Source organism: Bradyrhizobium sp. USDA 4474 (genome assembly GCF_054057515.1).
Window position 1 is genome coordinate 5,788,676 of record NZ_JBSRZJ010000002.1, and the last position, 16,363, is coordinate 5,805,038.

Sequence of the window (16,363 nt, forward strand, 5' to 3'; positions counted from 1 at the left end):
TCCCGAGCTTTGTCTGCCCAAGTTGGCTCAACAAGTTTGCTCAACAAGTTTGCTCACTTGGCCGGATTGCGTTCTCTCCAGCGCAGGAAGTCCCGGAACAATTCTTCGCGGTCGGGCGGATTGGCAGTTGGCTTTTCCTCGAGGAACCGGCCGAACGCCTTGCGAAGCGCGGCCTCGCCTCCCGATTGTTGCCGGAGCCAGCGCTCCGCCGCTCGAAATCGTTGCCATCCGGGGAGCTGCGCGGCCAGGTTCACCTCGCGCCATTTGGGATGATGCGCTCCGCCGAGAAATTCGGGAAAGCGCGTGAAGAATGTCTGGACGAACAAATCCAGCAACCGATATCGCTCGCTGCCGATCGGCCAGTTGTAGGCGAAGAGAGCGGATTTAACCGCGATCGTGTCGACGCTGGCTTCGGCCGCGACGATATTCGGGTAATCCTGATGGCGAAGCGTCGATGGCAGGTATTCTTGTTGCAGCAGCTCTTTGGAGTAGGGGATGGGCAGGAGGCGAATACCATCGAGCTGCGAGACCTGCGTCAGCAAGCTCACGGGCTTTCCCGAGACCAACAGAGCGGCGGCGAGATCTCCCTTCCTCAGACCATCCAGCGCGGCCTCCGGCCCCAGGTTCGACTCGCTGATCTTGACGCCCAGACGGCTGAACACGTCGCGGCCGAGAATGGCGCTGGCACTGCCGTCCTCCCCGAGATTGACCCTCTTGCCCGCCAGCTCTGTCAGGCTTCCAATCTCCGGCCGCGCGAGAAGATGGAACTCTTCGATATGGAGCGGGGCAATGTAGGTCAGCCTTTCGGAGATATCTCCGAAGGTCCTTGCCTCCCGGAGCCGGTCAACGAGGGCGACGGGCGCGATCGCCACGTCTGCACCAGGGAGCGTGAGCACATCAAGGACGTTGCGAATGCCGCCGTTTCCCACGATGGGCAGAACCCGCAGGGCGACCTCGCCATGAGGGCCTGTCTCTTGGCCGGCGGCGAGCGTGGTTGCAATGTCCTGGGCCATCGCGAATTCGGTGCATTGCGGAGAGCCGGTTACGAATCCCACCGTGAATGGGTCCGCAGATCGTCTCGTTTCCTTCCTGAGGAGGGCTTCCTTTCTCGGAGACACCTTCGTGGATTCGCTCCGAGCAGCGGAGGGCCGATTTTGCGCGAGGGAATCCTGGACCTGTCCGCCGAGCCAGGCCGCTGCAACCAGTGCGATGAACAAACCGGCCCGCATCGCTCCGCAGACCCTCATTGTTCAAGCTGCTCGGTCGGACTCCCCAGGACGTGACATGGTCGGCGAAACGGCCGCCTGCCGCGTCCGAAGCAAGACCGAGGGCTAAGGTTTCGCCTTCCAACGCGCCCGGAGCAGCGGCGTTCCGTGATGGACGGCTACCGGAGGAGGTTTGCCGACAAGCCCGATCGTCAGGTCGCGCTCGCGCCGCAGGTGCGCGCTTCCTGTCCCCCGCAAACGAGGAGAGGCGAAGGGAGGGCCGCGCTAGCTCTCGTCGCCCGCAATCCGCGCCAGGTAATCCTTCTTGCTGAACTGCATGTGGTCCACGCACAGCTGCGCCAATGCCCAGCTATCGCGGCCTTTCAACAGCTCGATCATCAACTCGTGCTGGCGGCGCGACTGCGCGAGCCCGTCGCGATCGGCGAGGTTTTTGGCGCGCATCGGCAGCGTCAGGTTCATGTAGTCCTGCAGCGAGCGCACCAGATAAGGATTGCCGCAGGCGGAAAACAGCGCGAGGTGGAAGGCGTCGTTGGCTTCGTGGATGCCGCGCAAGTCCCTCACGTCAGCCTTGGCGCAATACTCGCGCTGCAAGGAGGTCAGTTCGTCGATCAGGCTTTGCGGCGCGGGCAGGGGAATCATGAGCGCGGCCTGCCGCGTCAGCATCTCCCTGACTTCGTAGATCTGCCGGACCTCTTCGGCGGAATAGAACCGCACGGTGGCGCCCACATTCTTTCCGCGGCGGACGATGCCGCGCCGCTCCGCATCCACCAGCGCCTGGCGCACGAAGTGGCGCGAGGTGCCGTAGCGCGACATCAACGCGTCTTCGGTCAGGCGCGCGCCCGGCGGCATGCGGCCGAAGATGATGTCGTCCTCCAGCCGCGCGACGACGTCATCAGGATCGTCGCGCCTGACAGGCATGGCTTCTGCGGTGCGAATGTCGGACATGCCCTCGGCCTCCGGCGTCTGCCGGTCCGCGATGTGGAGCAGGGAAGGGACAGATTGTCAATAATCCGACTGTTTAACGGTGCGACAGTCCAGAAAGAAGCAGGATGGACGCCTGTCTTATTGACAATCAGGGGGCAGGCTGTAGCACAATGGCAAGCGAGAAGGAGTGGCATGATGACGGGTGGCTTGCGCAAGGGTCTGACGAGCTATGGCGATGCCGGCTTCTCGCTGTTCCTGCGCAAGGCGTTCATCAAGGCGATGGGCTATTCCGACGACGCGCTGGAGCGCCCGATCGTCGGCATCACCAACACCTATAGCGACTACAATCCCTGCCACGGCAACGTCCCCCAGATCATCGAGGCCGCCAAGCGCGGCGTGATGCTCTCCGGTGCGATGCCGTTCGTATTCCCCACCATTTCCATCGCCGAGAGCTTTGCGCATCCGACTTCGATGTATCTGCGCAATCTGATGGCGATGGACACCGAGGAGATGATCCGGGCCCAGCCGATGGATGCGGTGATCGTGATCGGCGGCTGCGACAAGACGCTGCCGGCGCAGGTGATGGCCGCGATCAGCGCCGATTTGCCGACGGTGGTCATTCCCGTCGGGCCCATGGTGGTCGGCCATCACAAGGGGGAGGTGCTCGGCGCCTGCACCGATTGCCGCCGTCTCTGGGCCAAATATCGCGCCGGTGAAATGGACGATGCCGAGATCGAGGCGGTCAACGGCCGTCTCGCGCCGTCGGTCGGCACCTGCATGGTGATGGGCACGGCGTCCACCATGGCCTGCATGATCGAAGCCATGGGCCTGTCGCTGCCGATGAGTGCGACCATTCCGGCGCCGCATGCGGAACGTTTCCGTCTGGCGGAAGCCAGCGGCAAGGTCGCGGCGGAGATGGCCAAGGCGAAGGGGCCGAAGCCGAGTGAGGTGCTGACGCCGGCGTCGTTCAGGAATGCGCAGGTCGTGCTGCAGGCGATCGGCGGCTCGACCAACGGCCTGATCCATCTGACCGCGATGGCGCATCGCTCGCCGCACCGGCTCGATCTCGAAGTCTTCGACCAGATCGGCCGTGAAGTGCCTGTTCTGGTCGATCTCAAGCCGTCGGGCGAACATTACATGGAGCATTTCCACCACGCCGGCGGCGTGCCGAAATTGCTGGCACAGCTCGGCGATCTCGTCGATCTCGATGCGAAGACCATCAGCGGCCAGACGCTGCGCGACGTCGTCGCAAATGCAGAAGACGTGCCCGGCCAGGACGCGATCCGCTCGCGCGACAATCCGATCAAGAAGGAGGGCGGCCTTGCCGTCCTGCACGGCAACCTCGCGCCGCGTGGCGCTGTCATCAAGCAATCGGCTGCGAGCCCTAAACTGTTGCAGCACACGGGACGCGCGGTGGTGTTCGAATCCGTCGAGGACATGACCTTGCGGGTCGACGATCCCGATCTCGACGTCACCCCCGACGATGTGCTGGTGCTGCGCAATGCTGGCCCCAAGGGCGCGCCTGGCATGCCCGAGGCGGGCTATCTGCCGATTCCGAAGAAGCTCGCTCGCGGCGGCACCAAGGACATGGTGCGCATTTCGGATGCGCGCATGAGCGGCACCGCGTTCGGCACCATCGTGCTGCACATCACGCCGGAAGCCGCCGTCGGCGGGCCGCTGGCGCTGGTGCAGAACGGCGACCGGATCAGCCTCGATGTGGCCAAGCGCAGCATCGAGCTTTTGGTCGATGCGGCCGAGCTGGAGCGGCGGCGTGTCGCCTTGAAGCCGACTGCCGTGCCCGATGAAGCGCGGCGAGGCTATGCCTGGCTGTTCAACGAGACCATCATGCAGGCCGATGAGGGCTGCGACTTCGACTTCATGCAGAGGACTGGGAAGAAGACCGAGCAGAGAACTGAAAAGGGCTGATCAACACCAACGAGCGCCGAGACCGCTGAACGCGGCTGGCGATAAAACATAGGGGGAGACGATGATTGCACGATCCATGCGTGCATTGGTGGCAGGCGCCGCCATGCTGTTCGTCACGGGCGCGGGGGCGCAGGAGGTGAAGCATTATCGCTTCGCCTATGACCAGCCCCGCAACACCGGCTATTCCATCGCCGGCGACCTCTTTGCCGACAAGCTCAAGGAATTGAGCAAAGGCACCATGATCATCGACCAGTATCCCGGCGCGCAGCTCGGGCAGGAGCCGCAGGTGCTCCAGCTCGTCAAGTCCGGCGACGTCGAATTCTCCATCGTCTCCTCGGCGAACACCGCGACGATCTCGCCGCAGGCGGGCGTCATGTCGCTGCATTATCTGTTCCGCGACGAGAACCATGTGATCAAGGGCCTCGCCGATCCAAAAGTGTTCGAAGCGCTCAGGGCCATGATCGAGGAGACCACGCAGGGCCTGCATCTCATCGGCACGGGCTCCCAGGGCGTCCGCCACATGTACTCCAAGAAGGAGATTCACAATGTCGCAGACATCAAGGGTCTGAAGGTCCGCGTACAGGCAACCGCCACCGAAGACACCATGTTCCCGGCCTATGGCGCCCAGACCGTGCACATGCCGTTCGGCAGCGTCTATACGAGCTTGCAGACCGGCGTGGTCGATGTCGCCGAGAACAGCATCAACGTCTACCTCGTCAACAAGCACTACGAGGTCGCGCCGGTGCTTAATATCACCGAGCACGAGGCCAACAACGCACTGGTGTTCGTCTCCGACAAGCTCTGGCAGAGCCTCTCGGCCGAGCAGAAGGGCTGGGTGCTCGCGGCCGCGAACGAGATCAGCACCAAGGAGCCCGGGAAGGCATTCGATCTCGAGCGCGCCGCGGCGGAGAAGCTGAAGAAGATGGGCGTCAAGATCGTCGACAACGTCGACAAGAAGAGCTTTGCGGCGATCGCCGATCCCTATCTCGACAAGCTCGCCAAGGACCTCGGCCCGCACGCCGAGAAGATCAAGGATCTGATCCGGTCGATTAACTAGAGCGATTCCGAAAGACGGTGCGCTCCCTGTCCCGCTTGCGGGAGAGGGTAGGGGAGAGGGTTTCTCCGCAGAGGGATTTCCAGCGAGGAGAAAGCCCTCGCCCGGATCGCATCTTCGATGCGATCCGACCTCTCCCCAAGCGGGAGAGGTGCAGCCAACCCCAACCGGGACGACAACAATGCCCATCGCCGACAAGCTCGTCCTGCAACGCCAACGTCATCTCAAATGGCGCTGGCTCGACTGGCTCGAGCTCGCGCTGATGATCCTCTGCGGCGTGCTGTGCTTCGGCTTCTCGCTCTCGGTCACGGCCGACATCGTCACCCGCACCATCGGTCATCCCTGGCTGTGGCTGCAGGAGGTCACCTCGACGCTGTTCATCTATGCGATCTTCGTCGGCATGGCGGCTGCGACCCGGCGCAACGATCATCTCTATCTCACCGCGATCTCCGAGGCGATGCACGGCACGCCCCGGATCATTGTCGAAATCATCATCCGCCTCATCGTGCTCGGCGTCGCGGTCTGCCTCGTCTGGTACGGCTACCAGAACTATCTTCGCGGCTTCGGCAGTTTCCGCCTGCCGTCGGGCACGCCGATCGCCTCGCTCTACGCCATCATTCCGCTGTCCGGCATCCTGGTCGGCCTCTTCACCATCGAGCAGCTCGTCAACGGTCTGCGCAACGGCTTCGACCATCCCGAGCCGCCGGACCAGGATGCGCCGCCGGACGTGACCGAGGCGCAGGCGAGGACGCAGCCGTGAGCGCACCTGTTGTCCTCGCGATCATGTCGATCTGCTTCCTGTCATTCGGCTATCTCGGCGTGCCCGTGCCGTTCTCGCTGATGGCCGGCGTGTTCGTCGGTGCGTTCCTGTCCGACGTTTCGCTCGCCGCGATCATCCAGAAGATATTCGATGGCGTCGATTCCGAGGCGCTGCTGGCGATCCCGTTCTTCCTGCTGGTCGGCGAGCTCATGAGCTCGGCCAATGTGGTGGTGCGAATAGCCAATCTCTCGGTGTCGCTGGTCGGCCATATCAGGGGCGGGCTGTCGCAGGTCGTGGTCGTCTTCAGTATGTTTTTCTCGGAGATGTCGGGCTCGACCACGGCCGATGTCGCCGTGATGAGCCGCGCGCTCGGCGGGCCGATGAAGCGCGAGGGCTACGAGCCGGCGTTCATTGCCGCGATCATCGCGTCGGCCTCGACCATCGCCGCGCTGGTGCCGCCGAGCATCACCGCTGTCGTCTACGGCGCCGTCGGCAACGTCTCGATCGCCGGCCTGTTCATGGCCGGCGTCGTGCCGGGCCTGATGATCGGCTTCGGATTGATGATCTATTGCTATTTCTTCGGCCCCTCGGGCCTGCGCAAGCCGCGTGCGCCGCTGCGGCAGGTGGTGTTCGCCGCGGGCGATGCGGCGCTGCCGCTGATGATCCCCGTCATCCTGCTGGGGGGCATCCTGACCGGCTGGTTCACGCCGACCGAAGCCGGCGTCGTCGCGGTGGTCTGGATCATCCTGGTCGTGATCCCCGCGCTCAACCGCGGGCATTTCAGGAAGATCCCCTACGATTTCTGCCTCGCCGGGCTGATTTTCTCGCTGCCGCTGATCACGATCGGTGCCGCCAACGCCTTCGGCTGGATGCTCGCCTATTTGCGCGGCGCCAGCTACATCGCAGACATGATCACCTCGATCGCAGGGCACGATCCGCATCTGATCATGCTGCTGATGGTGCTGCTGTTCACCGTGGTCGGCGATTTCATCGAGCCGGTGCCGACCATCATCATCTTCATGCCGCTGGTCAACACGCTGACGGAAGCGGGCGACATCAATGGCGTGCACATGGGCGTTGTGCTGATCGCCACGCTCGCCTTCGGCCTGATCACGCCGCCTTACGGCCTGGTGCTGTTGATGGCGTCGAAATTCGTCGGCATCAGCTTTGCCAAGGCGCTCCGCGCGGCGCTGCCGATCTATGTCGTGTTCTTCGCCACCATCGCGTTCGTGATCTACTTCCCGAGCGTGGTGCTGTGGCTGCCGCAGAAGGTTCTCCCCGAATCGGTCGGCTGCTTCAAGTCGCCGGCGGGGACCGGCTACATCTGTCCGCAATAGACGTCACTTGCTCTTGCTCGTGAACTTCTTCACGGCGACGCGGAACTCTTCCGTGTTCATCGCCATGATGATCTTGTGCTCCTCGGCATCGAGCTGCTGCCTGACTGGCGTCGTCGCTGCCGCATAGACCAGCGACTTGGTGCCGGATATGGCCGCGGGCGGGTTCTGTGCCAGCCGTTCGGCGAGTTTTCGCGTGGCCTCCTTCAACTCGGTCGCGGGAACGGTCTGGGCGACGAGGCCCCATTCATAGGCCTGCTGCGCTGTAAAATTGTCCTCGGCGAGGAAGATCTGTAGCGCGCGGCGCGAACCGACCGTGCCGACGATCCCGACCGTCGAGCCGCCATCGGGCGATACGCCGATCTTGGCGTAAGCCGGCGTGAACTTGGCGTCATCGGCGGCAATGCAGAGATCGGTGACGAAGGCGAGGCCCATGCCGGCGCCGGCGGCCGAGCCGTGCACGCTCGACAGCGAGATCTTGGGCATACGCTTGATGATCTCGATGAACGAATGATAATGCTTGAGCAACTCGCCGACGACAGCCGTCACATTGTTGGCCTCGGCCGCTGCGCCGATCGTCTGCAGATCGCCGCCGGCCGAAAAGGCGCGGCCTTCGCCTTCGAGCACCATGACGCGGACAGCATCATCGCCCTCGATATAAGCCGCGAGCTGTTCGAGCTTCTGCGCAATTGCAAGATTGACCGAGTTGAACGCGGCGGGACGGTTGAGCGTGATGGTCGCGATCGGGCCGTCGATCCGCAGCAGCGCGGGATCGTCGGGCTTTGAGACGGGAGCTGGCATGTGAATATCCCCGGCATGAGGTTCGTTTTGCAACTAAATCTCAGAAGGCGAGGGGTGACAATCCCCGCGTGCCACCCTTGCGCGGAGCGGAATCATAGGCTCAAATGGGGCGCCTTCGTTGGACGGACACGAGCGCCGGCTCCTCCTGGGCTAGCCAAGCCAGTATGAGAGAGGAGACGACATGGGTACGCTCGTGTCTTGCAGAAAAGGCCTGTCCGATGACTGATGGTCCGGTGGTCATTGTCGGTGCCGGCCATGGTGGCTACCAGGTCGCGGCATCCCTGCGGCAGGCGGGCTTTTCGGAGCCCATCCGCATGGTCAACGACGAGGCGCATCTGCCCTACCAGCGGCCGCCGTTGTCGAAGGCCTACATCAAGGGCTCGGCCGGGCCTGATAGCCTGATGTTCCGCCCCGAGAAATTCTATCACGACCAGAAGATTGACCTGATCGCCGGCCGCGCCGTCTCGATCGATCGCGCAGCGCGAAAAGTGCTGCTCGCCTCGGGCGAAACGCTGTCCTACGGTCACCTGATCTTGGCGACCGGAGCGCGGAACCGGCTGCTCGATCTGCCCAACGCCAATCTGCCCGACGTGAAATATCTGCGCATCCTCGATGAGAGCGAGGCGTTGCGCAGCATCATCCCATCGAAGACGCGGGTCGTGGTGATCGGCGCCGGCTTCATCGGCCTCGAATTCGCAGCGACCGCGCGGATCAAAGGCCTCGAGGTCGACGTGCTCGAATTGGCGCCGCGCGTGATGGCGCGCGCGGTGACGGCGGAAGTGTCCGACTATTTCCAGGCGCGGCACCGCGAGGCCGGCATCCGCATTCATCTGGGTGTGCAGGCAACCTCGATCGAAGCCGAGAACGGCAAAGTGACCGGCGTCTCCTTGAGCGATGGACGGCATCTGCCTGCCGACCTCGTCGTAGTCGGCGTCGGCGTGCTGCCGAACATCGAGCTGGCGGCCGAGGCCGGGCTGCCGGTCGCGGCCGGCATCATCGTCGACGAACATCTTGCGACGGCTGATCCCGGCATCTCCGCGATCGGCGATTGCGCCCTGTTTGCCAGCCCGCGCTTCGGCGGATCATTGCGGCTGGAATCGGTGCAGAACGCCACCGATCACGCCCGCTGCCTCGCCGCGCGGCTGACCGGCGACAAGAAACCCTATGACGGGCATCCCTGGTTCTGGAGCGATCAGGGCGACGACAAGCTCCAGATATCAGGCCTCACCACCGGCTACGACCGTGTCGTCCTGCGCGGCGATTCCGCGAAGAAGGCGTTTTCCGTGTTCTGCTATCATGGCGACAGACTGCTCGGCATCGAATCGATCAACCGCGCCGGCGATCACATGTTCGGCCGCCGCTTGCAGGCGATGGATCGCTCCATCACGCCGGAGCAGGCCGCGGACGAAAGCTTCGACCTGAAGAGCGCGCTGGCCTGAGTCTCTTCTGCCTCGCCCAGCTTGCGGGGAGAGGGGCGGGGTGAGGGGGACTCTCCACGGCGACGGTGACGGTTAGACTCGCGGAGACTAGCCCGCTCTGTCTTATAGAACGGCCTTAACTTCCGCGGCCGTCGGCATCGACGGCCCGGCGCCCATGCGCTGCACACTGATCGAGGCGGCGGCATTGGCGAACGCGAGGGCGGCGCGCAAGGCGGCACCCTCGGCCAGCTGTGAGGCGAGCGCCCCGACGAAACAATCGCCGGCGCCTGTGGTGTCGACCGCCTTCACGGCGCGCCCGGGCACGGCAAATCCCTCGCTTCCGGCGAGCGCGAGCACGCCGCGTTTTCCCAGCGTGACGCAGATGGTCTGGTCCGCGCGCGCCTGAAGCTGTCGGGCGACGTCGACGATCCTTGCGGCTTCGTCCTCGTCGGTGAGTTCGCGACCTGCGAGAAAGCCAAGCTCGGTCTCGTTCAGCACGAGGATGTCGACCAGCGCGAGCAGCTCGCCGGACATCTTTTGCGCCGGTGCCGGATTGAGCAGCGTCGTGGCCCCGGCGGCACGCGCCCGCTGGAAGAACGCGGCAATCGTCGGCAGCGGAATCTCGAACTGGCTGACCGCGACATCACCCTTTGCCAGCGGCGCATCCGCGACGTCATCCACACTGACCAGGGCATTGCTGCCGGGAATGACGACGATGGTGTTGTCGGAGGACGCAACCGTGATGATGGCCGTGCCGCTGTGCGTGTCCGCCTCGCGCACACCGCCGAGATCGATGCCCTGGTCGCCCAGGAACGCCCGCAGTTCCGCCCCGAACGCATCCTTGCCCAGCCGCCCGATCAGCGTGGTCTTCACGCCGAGACGCGCCGATGCGACCGCCTGGTTCGCGCCCTTGCCGCCCGGAAAATACAGCACTTGCCGGCCGGCGACGGTCTCGCCCACCTTCGGATGGCGATCGGCGGTCGCCACCACATCCATGTTGATGCTGCCGGCGACGAAGACACGCCCCATGATCCGCCCTTATGAAATCCCTAGACCCTGACTTCGAACTCGTGCCTGACTTTGGCGATGTCGACAAGGGTCGGCAGGCCGGCCTCGTTGCCGAGGCGCTGGATCTTGAACGTCGAAGCTGCCCGGGCAAAGTCGAAATGCTCGCGCCAGCTTTTGCCCGGATGGGCGAGATAGGAATAGACGTACGCGCCGTGGAAGACGTCGCCGGCGCCGTTGGTATCGATCACGCGCTCCCGCGGAATCGGCATCGCCGGCATCACCTGGACCGTCCCTGTCTCGTCGTACCAGAGCAGGCCCTTCTCACCCATGGTGACGCCGCCGATCTTGCAGCCGCGGCCCTTGAGGTAGTCGAGCATCTTCTCCGGGGTCAGGTCCATCTGCTCGCAGAGACGCTCGGCGACGATGGCGACGTCGATGAATTCCAGGAGCTCATGCGTGTTGGTGCGCAGGCCGCCGCCGTCGAGCGACGTCAGGATACCGGCCTCACGGCAGACTTTTGCGTAGTGGATCGCCGCATCCGGCTGGTGGCCGTCGACATGCAATGCGCGGCAGCCGCCGAGATTGAGCATCGGGAAGGGATGGATGTGCTCGTCGTCGCGGCAGCGCACGATGGCCCGCTTGCCATCCTTGGGCATGATGAAGGATAGCGACGACTGGTTGACCTTCCGCCCGTGCAGCGAGATCGCGTATTTCGCGCACATGTCCTGGAACATGCGCCCCAGCCAGTCATTCGCCGCGGTGGCGATCAGGTCGGGCACGATGCCGAGCTTGGCGCAGCAGAACGCCGCCGTAACAGCGTTGCCGCCGAAAGAGACCGCGTAGTCGGTCGCCACGTGCTTTTCGTCGCCGGTCGGCATGTGGTCGGTGATGAAGACGACGTCGATATAGGTCTGTCCGATAAAGAGAGCCTGCATTGCTTGTCCGTGATGCGCGTGATGGTCCGGCCGACCAGCTTACTCTAACACCGGTTCCGCTTCTCTGACGCTGAAATTATTCGCAAAACCGCCCCGCAGCGCTTGAGGCCGGCCTATGGCGGGAATACGACCATGGCGGGTCCATGCCAAGCCCGGACAAATGCCGCTTTTCGATCCATGGTTCCAAGTCGATCAAAAAGGGAAAAACATGATCACCGGCCTCGATCACATCGTTGCTCTGGTCAAGGATATCGGTGCGGCCAACGCGGCCTATCAGACGCTGCTGGGGCGCGCGCCCGCCTGGCAGAACTCCGGCGAGGGCGCCGATCGCGTCCTGTTCACCCTCGAGAACACGACCCTCGAATTGATGGCGCCGAGCGGCTTTACCGCAACCGCTGACCGCATGCGCGCGTTGCTCGCCGACCAGGAAGGCCTGCTCGCCAGCCTGTGCTTTCGCGTCGCCGATATCAACAAGACGCACCGCCGGCTGGACCGGGTGGCGCTGAAGCCGGATGCCGTCGCCGCAGTCGAGAGCCGCGACGATGTATCAGGTGCGGCCCTGCACTGGCAGCGCACGCGGGCCGCAACCGAGCTGACGCGCGGCGTGCGCATGTTCTTCCTTGAGTTGGCCGAGGAGCGTCCGAAGTCGCTCGCTTCGGACGTCGCGCCGATCCAGGGGCTCGATCACGTCGTGATCACCACAGAGGATTCCGATCGTGCCGCCGCGCTCTACGGCGCGCGGCTCGGGCTCGATCTGGCGCTCGACCGCTCCCACCATGACTGGGGCCAGCTGATGTTCTTCCGCTGCGGCGATCTCATCGTCGAGGTGGTGCGCCGCCCGGTCGCGGGCGGGGATGTCGGGCACGATCGTCTCTGGGGCTTGAGCTGGCGCGTCGCCGACATCGACGCCACGCGCGCGCGCCTCCTCGAAGCCGGTCTCGACCTCAGCGATGTGCGCAACGGCCGCAAGCCGGGCACGCGGATCATGACCGTGCGCAATGGCACCTGCGGCATCCAGACCGTGCTGCTGGAGCGCTCGCCGAAACCGGTGGAGTAGGACGCCGCTCTCCGCTCCTCATTGCGAGCGCAGCGAAGCAATCCAGGCTGGCTCCCGGAAAGACTCTGGATCGCTTCGTCGCAAGGGCTTCTCGCAATGACGGCGGGGGCGTGGTACATGCCCTAGCGAAACCACAAAGCGAGCACCGGGTTTTGGCGAAAGCAACGGCAAAGCGAACTCAGAAATGGCAGCGCGACCCCGAGGGGATGCGGCTGCGCATTCTCGAGGCTGCCAAGCAGGAGTTTTCCGCGCACGGGCTCGCCGGTGCCCGCGTCGACCGCATTGCGGCGAATGCCGGCGCCAACAAGCGGATGCTGTACTACCATGTCGGCAACAAGGACGACCTCTACCTCGCGGTGCTGGAAGGCGCCTATGACAAGATCCGCAGCGAGGAGCGGGGACTCGACCTCGAACATCTCGATCCGCCCGAGGCAATCAAGCGGCTGATCGAATTCACCTGGAATTACTTCCTGCGCAATCCCGAATTCCTGTCGCTGCTGCAGACCGAGAACCTCGCGCGCGCAAAGCACCTGAAGCGCTCGACCAGGGTCAAGTCGATGCACTCCCCGTTCGTCGAGATGATCCGCACCGTGGTGAGGCGCGGCGTCGACAGCGGCGATTTCCAGGTCGCGGTCGATCCGGTGCAGCTCTACATCTCGATCGCGGGTCTCTGCTTCTTCTATCTCTCGAACTCGGCGACCTTAAGCGTGATCTTCGGCCGTGACCTGCTCGCCAAGGACGCCAAGGACGAACGTCTCGCGCACATGGTCGGCCTCGTGCTGGCTGCGCTGACCGGGCAGTCGGCCGCGCTGTTCGAGATCGCCAAGGCATCGAAGTCGCGCGCCGCGGTGGTGCAGACGGCGTAGTTTCCCGGCCCGCTTTTCCTCCCTCACTGCGAGTCAGCACCGGCCGAGGGCCGACCCGCGCCAATTCAGTTCCGGGAGACGTCTGTCTCGCCACTTACCGCCCCTCCCGGGAACCGGCACAAAACGTCACAGGGAAAGCTCTGGACAGTATTTATCCAACGGGTTAATTTCTCCCCCGAACAAAGAAGACTTCCGGGAGAGAGGCGTGGCCGAGCTGAAGCCCCAAGGTGCAGTGTCCAAGATGCTGAATGCGGCCTGGGTACGGCCGTTGTTGTTCCTGGTGTTCATCGTCATCGCCTGGGATCTCTCGATCCGGCTGTTCAAGATCCCCGCCTATCAGATCCCGGCGCCGGCCGATGTCCTCGCCGTGCTGCGCGATGATTGGCCGGAATTGCTGCGCCAGTCCTGGCCGACGACTTACGCGACCATCTGGGGCTTCGCGCTTTCCGCGCTGTTCGGCATTCCCGTGGCGATGCTGATCGCGGGCTCGAAGACGGTGGAGAGCTATATCTATCCGCTGCTGGTGTTCTCCCAGTCCGTGCCGAAGATCGCGATCGCGCCGCTGTTCGTGGTCTGGTTCGGCTTTGGCATCCTGCCGAAGGTCATCTCGGCCTTTCTGCTCGGCTTCTTTCCCGTCGTGGTCTCCGCCGTGCAGGGTTTCAAGTCGGTCGATCCTGACATGGTCGATCTCGCCCGCGCCATGCAGGGCAGCCGCTTCCAGGTGTTTTGCGCGGTGAACCTGCCGCATGCGCTCCCGGCGATCTTCTCCGGGCTCAAGGTCTCGGTGACGCTCGCCGTGGTCGGCGCCGTGGTCGGCGAGTTCGTCGGCTCCAATTCCGGCATCGGCTATGTGATGCAGCGCTCGATCGGCACGTTCGACCTGCCGACGATGTTCGCAGCGCTCGTCATCCTCGCGCTGCTCGGCGTCATCCTGTTCTGGGTCGTCGACAGCGTCGAGAAGCTGGTGATTCCCTGGCATGTCAGCCAGCGCGAGGACGTGATTTTCGCATCGTAAGGAGAACGGCCACCAATGGCCGAAACAACGACAGGGAGAGTGACGATGAAGCGGTGGATTGGGGCTGCATCCGTGGCGCTGATGGCGTTTGCAGTTTCGCCGGCCCAGGCGGCCGACAAGGTCGTGCTGATGCTCAACTGGTACGTCTATGGCGAGCACGCGCCGTTCTATTACGGCAAGGCCAAGGGCATTTATGCCGCCGAAGGCATCGACCTCGAGATCCAGGAGGGCCGTGGCTCGGCCGCGACCACGCAGGCCGTCGCCGCCAAGACCGCCGATTTCGGCTATGTCGACGTTCCCACCATGATGCGTGCCGCGATCAAGGGCGCGCCGGTGATTGCGACCGGCGTGCTGCTCCAGACCTCGCCGATGTCCGTCATGGGATTCGTCGACAAGAACATCCGAAAGCCCGAAGACATCAAGGGCAAGACGGTCGCGATCACGCCGGCCGATTCCATGACGCAGATCTGGCCGCTGTTCCTGAAGAAGACCGGCCTCAAGGAAAGCGATTTCAAGACCGTTGCCGGCGACGGCCAGACCAAGCTCAACGCCGTGATCAACGGCCAGGCCGATCTCTTGCTCGGCTACGTCATGGACCAGTCGATGAAGATCAAAGACGCCACCGGCAAGGACGTCTATCCGATCAAGTTCGCCGACTACGGCATCAACATGGTCTCCTCGGGCATCATCGCCAACACCGACTACGTGAAGGCCCATGCCGATCTCGTCCGCCGTTTCATGTCGGCGACGACAAAGGCGGTCGAAGCTGCCGAGAAGGAGCCGAAGGCGGCCGCGCAGTCGATCCTCGATGCCAACCCCAAGGGCGGCAAGATCGACACGCTGACCCAAGGCTTTGAGCTGACCATTCCGCTGTACCGGACGCCTGAGACCAAGGACAAGCGGCCGTTCCAGGTCACCGACCAGAACATGACGGACTCGGTCAACCTGATGGTCGAATATGGCGGGCTCGACGCCAAGGCCAAGGAGAACCCGAAGGCCTTCTACACCAACGATTTCCTGCCGAAGAGTGGCACGTGAAAACTGCGACTGTATCGCGTGACGACGTGCAGCCCGCCGCGCATCTGAGACTGGTGAGCGATCGGGCCGGCGATGCGTCGGGCATAACACTGTCCGGCGTGTCGAAAACCTACCGGACGCGCGACGGCGACGTGCCGTCGCTGCGGCCGCTCGACTTCCACATCAATGACGGCGAGTTCTTCGTCGTGGTCGGTCCATCAGGCTGCGGCAAGTCCACGCTGCTCAAGCTGATCTCCGGACTGCTGCCGCCGACATCAGGCGAGGTGCTGGTCGAGGGCGAGACCGTAACGAAGCCGCACGGCAATGTCGGTATCGTCTTCCAGAACGCGCTGCTGCTGCCCTGGCGCAACATCCTGTCCAACGTGATGCTGCCGATCGACATGAAGCGCCTCGCCCGCGACGAATATCTGCCGCGCGCCAAGGCGCTGTTGAAGATGGTCGGGCTGGAAGGGTTCGAGAGGAAGCTGCCCTGGCAGCTTTCCGGCGGCATGCAGCAGCGGGCCTCGATCTGCCGTGCGCTGGTGCACGATCCCAGGATCATGCTGATGGACGAGCCGTTCGGCGCGCTCGACGCACTGACGCGCGAGCGCATGAATGTCGAGCTGATGCGGATCCAGCGCGAGACCGGGAAGACCGTGCTCTTGATCACGCATTCGATTCCCGAAGCCGTGTTCCTCGCCGACCGTGTGCTTGTCATGACCGAGCGGCCCGGTGCAATCGCCGCGATCTACGACGTGCCGCTGCCGCGTCCGCGCTCGCTCGACGTAATGGCCGACCCTGTGTTTACGGAACTCGTGCAACGCATCCGCAAGCACTTCTTCTCGCAAGGTGCATTGGATTAGGCCTGGTGAGACTTCCGATCTTAACCGCGCGAAAGGTGCGCTCCCTCCCCCGCCTACGGGGGAGGGCTGGGGAGAGGCTGCCTCTGCAACGGGATAATCCCAAGAGGAGAGTACCCTCACCCGGCGCTGCGCGCCGACCTCTCCTGCGAGCAGGAGAGG

General features: G+C 63.9%; 15 protein-coding genes. 10 read left to right on the top strand and 5 right to left on the bottom strand.

Annotation, left to right across the window (positions count from 1 at the left end; genetic code table 11):
- Positions 1 to 53: 53 nt before the first annotated feature.
- Entirely contained in the window at positions 54 to 1,013 is a 960-nt protein-coding gene (locus ACVW16_RS28865) for a TAXI family TRAP transporter solute-binding subunit (protein WP_456738044.1), read from the bottom strand.
- A gap of 477 nt (positions 1,014 to 1,490) precedes the next feature.
- Entirely contained in the window at positions 1,491 to 2,171 is a 681-nt protein-coding gene (locus ACVW16_RS28870; RefSeq protein ID WP_456738045.1) for a GntR family transcriptional regulator, read from the bottom strand.
- Positions 2,172 to 2,345: 174 nt separating this feature from the next.
- Between ACVW16_RS28870 and ACVW16_RS28875 the strand changes: the two genes are divergently transcribed.
- The 4 genes from ACVW16_RS28875 to ACVW16_RS28890 all read left to right on the top strand — a co-directional run bounded on the left by ACVW16_RS28875 (position 2,346) and on the right by ACVW16_RS28890 (position 7,227).
- Entirely contained in the window at positions 2,346 to 4,076 is a 1,731-nt protein-coding gene (locus ACVW16_RS28875) for an IlvD/Edd family dehydratase (protein WP_456738332.1), read from the top strand.
- Positions 4,077 to 4,137: 61 nt separating this feature from the next.
- Positions 4,138 to 5,133 (top strand): TRAP transporter substrate-binding protein, encoded by a 996-nt coding sequence (locus ACVW16_RS28880; RefSeq protein WP_456702410.1) that lies wholly within the window; start codon positions 4,138 to 4,140, stop codon positions 5,131 to 5,133.
- A 178-nt stretch (positions 5,134 to 5,311) separates the two neighbouring features.
- Complete coding sequence (locus ACVW16_RS28885) at positions 5,312 to 5,890, top strand: TRAP transporter small permease (protein WP_456738046.1); 579 nt, start codon at positions 5,312 to 5,314, stop codon at positions 5,888 to 5,890.
- Entirely contained in the window at positions 5,887 to 7,227 is a 1,341-nt protein-coding gene (locus ACVW16_RS28890; protein ID WP_456702412.1) for a TRAP transporter large permease, read from the top strand. Before ACVW16_RS28885 ends, ACVW16_RS28890 begins: the two co-directional genes overlap by 4 nt.
- A gap of 3 nt (positions 7,228 to 7,230) precedes the next feature.
- On the opposite strand, the gene ACVW16_RS28895 is transcribed toward ACVW16_RS28890, so the two are convergent.
- The gene (locus ACVW16_RS28895; RefSeq protein ID WP_456738047.1) at positions 7,231 to 8,025 is read right to left on the bottom strand and encodes an enoyl-CoA hydratase/isomerase family protein; all 795 of its coding nucleotides are present in this window, start codon (positions 8,023 to 8,025) and stop codon (positions 7,231 to 7,233) included.
- 218 nt (positions 8,026 to 8,243) lie between these two features.
- On the opposite strand from ACVW16_RS28895, the gene ACVW16_RS28900 reads away from it, so the two are divergent.
- Positions 8,244 to 9,464, top strand: coding sequence for an NAD(P)/FAD-dependent oxidoreductase (locus tag ACVW16_RS28900; protein WP_456738048.1), 1,221 nt, complete (start codon positions 8,244 to 8,246; stop codon positions 9,462 to 9,464).
- A 102-nt stretch (positions 9,465 to 9,566) separates the two neighbouring features.
- On the opposite strand, the gene rbsK is transcribed toward ACVW16_RS28900, so the two are convergent.
- On the bottom strand, positions 9,567 to 10,472 hold the full coding sequence (gene rbsK, locus ACVW16_RS28905) for a ribokinase (protein WP_456702415.1): 906 nt from the start codon (positions 10,470 to 10,472) through the stop codon (positions 9,567 to 9,569).
- A gap of 20 nt (positions 10,473 to 10,492) precedes the next feature.
- On the bottom strand, positions 10,493 to 11,386 hold the full coding sequence (locus ACVW16_RS28910; protein WP_092227688.1) for a sugar kinase: 894 nt from the start codon (positions 11,384 to 11,386) through the stop codon (positions 10,493 to 10,495).
- A gap of 208 nt (positions 11,387 to 11,594) precedes the next feature.
- Here ACVW16_RS28910 and ACVW16_RS28915 point away from each other — a divergent pair, with 208 nt between their 5' ends.
- The 5 genes from ACVW16_RS28915 (at position 11,595) to ACVW16_RS28935 (ending at position 16,204) form a co-directional block, all read left to right on the top strand.
- Entirely contained in the window at positions 11,595 to 12,443 is an 849-nt protein-coding gene (locus tag ACVW16_RS28915; protein WP_456738049.1) for a VOC family protein, read from the top strand.
- Between the two features lie 206 nt (positions 12,444 to 12,649).
- The gene (locus tag ACVW16_RS28920; RefSeq protein ID WP_456705214.1) at positions 12,650 to 13,309 is read left to right on the top strand and encodes a TetR/AcrR family transcriptional regulator; all 660 of its coding nucleotides are present in this window, start codon (positions 12,650 to 12,652) and stop codon (positions 13,307 to 13,309) included.
- A gap of 205 nt (positions 13,310 to 13,514) precedes the next feature.
- The gene (locus ACVW16_RS28925) at positions 13,515 to 14,324 is read left to right on the top strand and encodes an ABC transporter permease (RefSeq protein ID WP_456702417.1); all 810 of its coding nucleotides are present in this window, start codon (positions 13,515 to 13,517) and stop codon (positions 14,322 to 14,324) included.
- A gap of 45 nt (positions 14,325 to 14,369) precedes the next feature.
- Positions 14,370 to 15,362, top strand: a complete 993-nt coding sequence (locus tag ACVW16_RS28930) for an ABC transporter substrate-binding protein (protein WP_456738050.1) — start codon at positions 14,370 to 14,372, stop codon at positions 15,360 to 15,362.
- Complete coding sequence (locus ACVW16_RS28935) at positions 15,359 to 16,204, top strand: ABC transporter ATP-binding protein (protein ID WP_456738051.1); 846 nt, start codon at positions 15,359 to 15,361, stop codon at positions 16,202 to 16,204. Before ACVW16_RS28930 ends, ACVW16_RS28935 begins: the two co-directional genes overlap by 4 nt.
- Positions 16,205 to 16,363 lie beyond the last annotated feature (159 nt).

Bases quoted from the DNA above. Each gene is read 5' to 3' on its own strand.
- ACVW16_RS28865 (WP_456738044.1), bottom strand. From the start codon at position 1,013: ATGGCCCAGGACATTGCAACCACGCTCGCCGCCGGCCAAGAGACAGGC.
- ACVW16_RS28870 (WP_456738045.1), bottom strand. From the start codon at position 2,171: ATGTCCGACATTCGCACCGCAGAAGCCATGCCTGTCAGGCGCGACGAT.
- ACVW16_RS28875 (WP_456738332.1), top strand. From the start codon at position 2,346: ATGACGGGTGGCTTGCGCAAGGGTCTGACGAGCTATGGCGATGCCGGC.
- ACVW16_RS28880 (WP_456702410.1), top strand. From the start codon at position 4,138: ATGATTGCACGATCCATGCGTGCATTGGTGGCAGGCGCCGCCATGCTG.
- ACVW16_RS28885 (WP_456738046.1), top strand. From the start codon at position 5,312: ATGCCCATCGCCGACAAGCTCGTCCTGCAACGCCAACGTCATCTCAAA.
- ACVW16_RS28895 (WP_456738047.1), bottom strand. From the start codon at position 8,025: ATGCCAGCTCCCGTCTCAAAGCCCGACGATCCCGCGCTGCTGCGGATC.
- ACVW16_RS28900 (WP_456738048.1), top strand. From the start codon at position 8,244: ATGACTGATGGTCCGGTGGTCATTGTCGGTGCCGGCCATGGTGGCTAC.
- rbsK (WP_456702415.1), bottom strand. From the start codon at position 10,472: ATGGGGCGTGTCTTCGTCGCCGGCAGCATCAACATGGATGTGGTGGCG.
- ACVW16_RS28910 (WP_092227688.1), bottom strand. From the start codon at position 11,386: ATGCAGGCTCTCTTTATCGGACAGACCTATATCGACGTCGTCTTCATC.
- ACVW16_RS28915 (WP_456738049.1), top strand. From the start codon at position 11,595: ATGATCACCGGCCTCGATCACATCGTTGCTCTGGTCAAGGATATCGGT.
- ACVW16_RS28920 (WP_456705214.1), top strand. From the start codon at position 12,650: ATGCGGCTGCGCATTCTCGAGGCTGCCAAGCAGGAGTTTTCCGCGCAC.
- ACVW16_RS28930 (WP_456738050.1), top strand. From the start codon at position 14,370: ATGAAGCGGTGGATTGGGGCTGCATCCGTGGCGCTGATGGCGTTTGCA.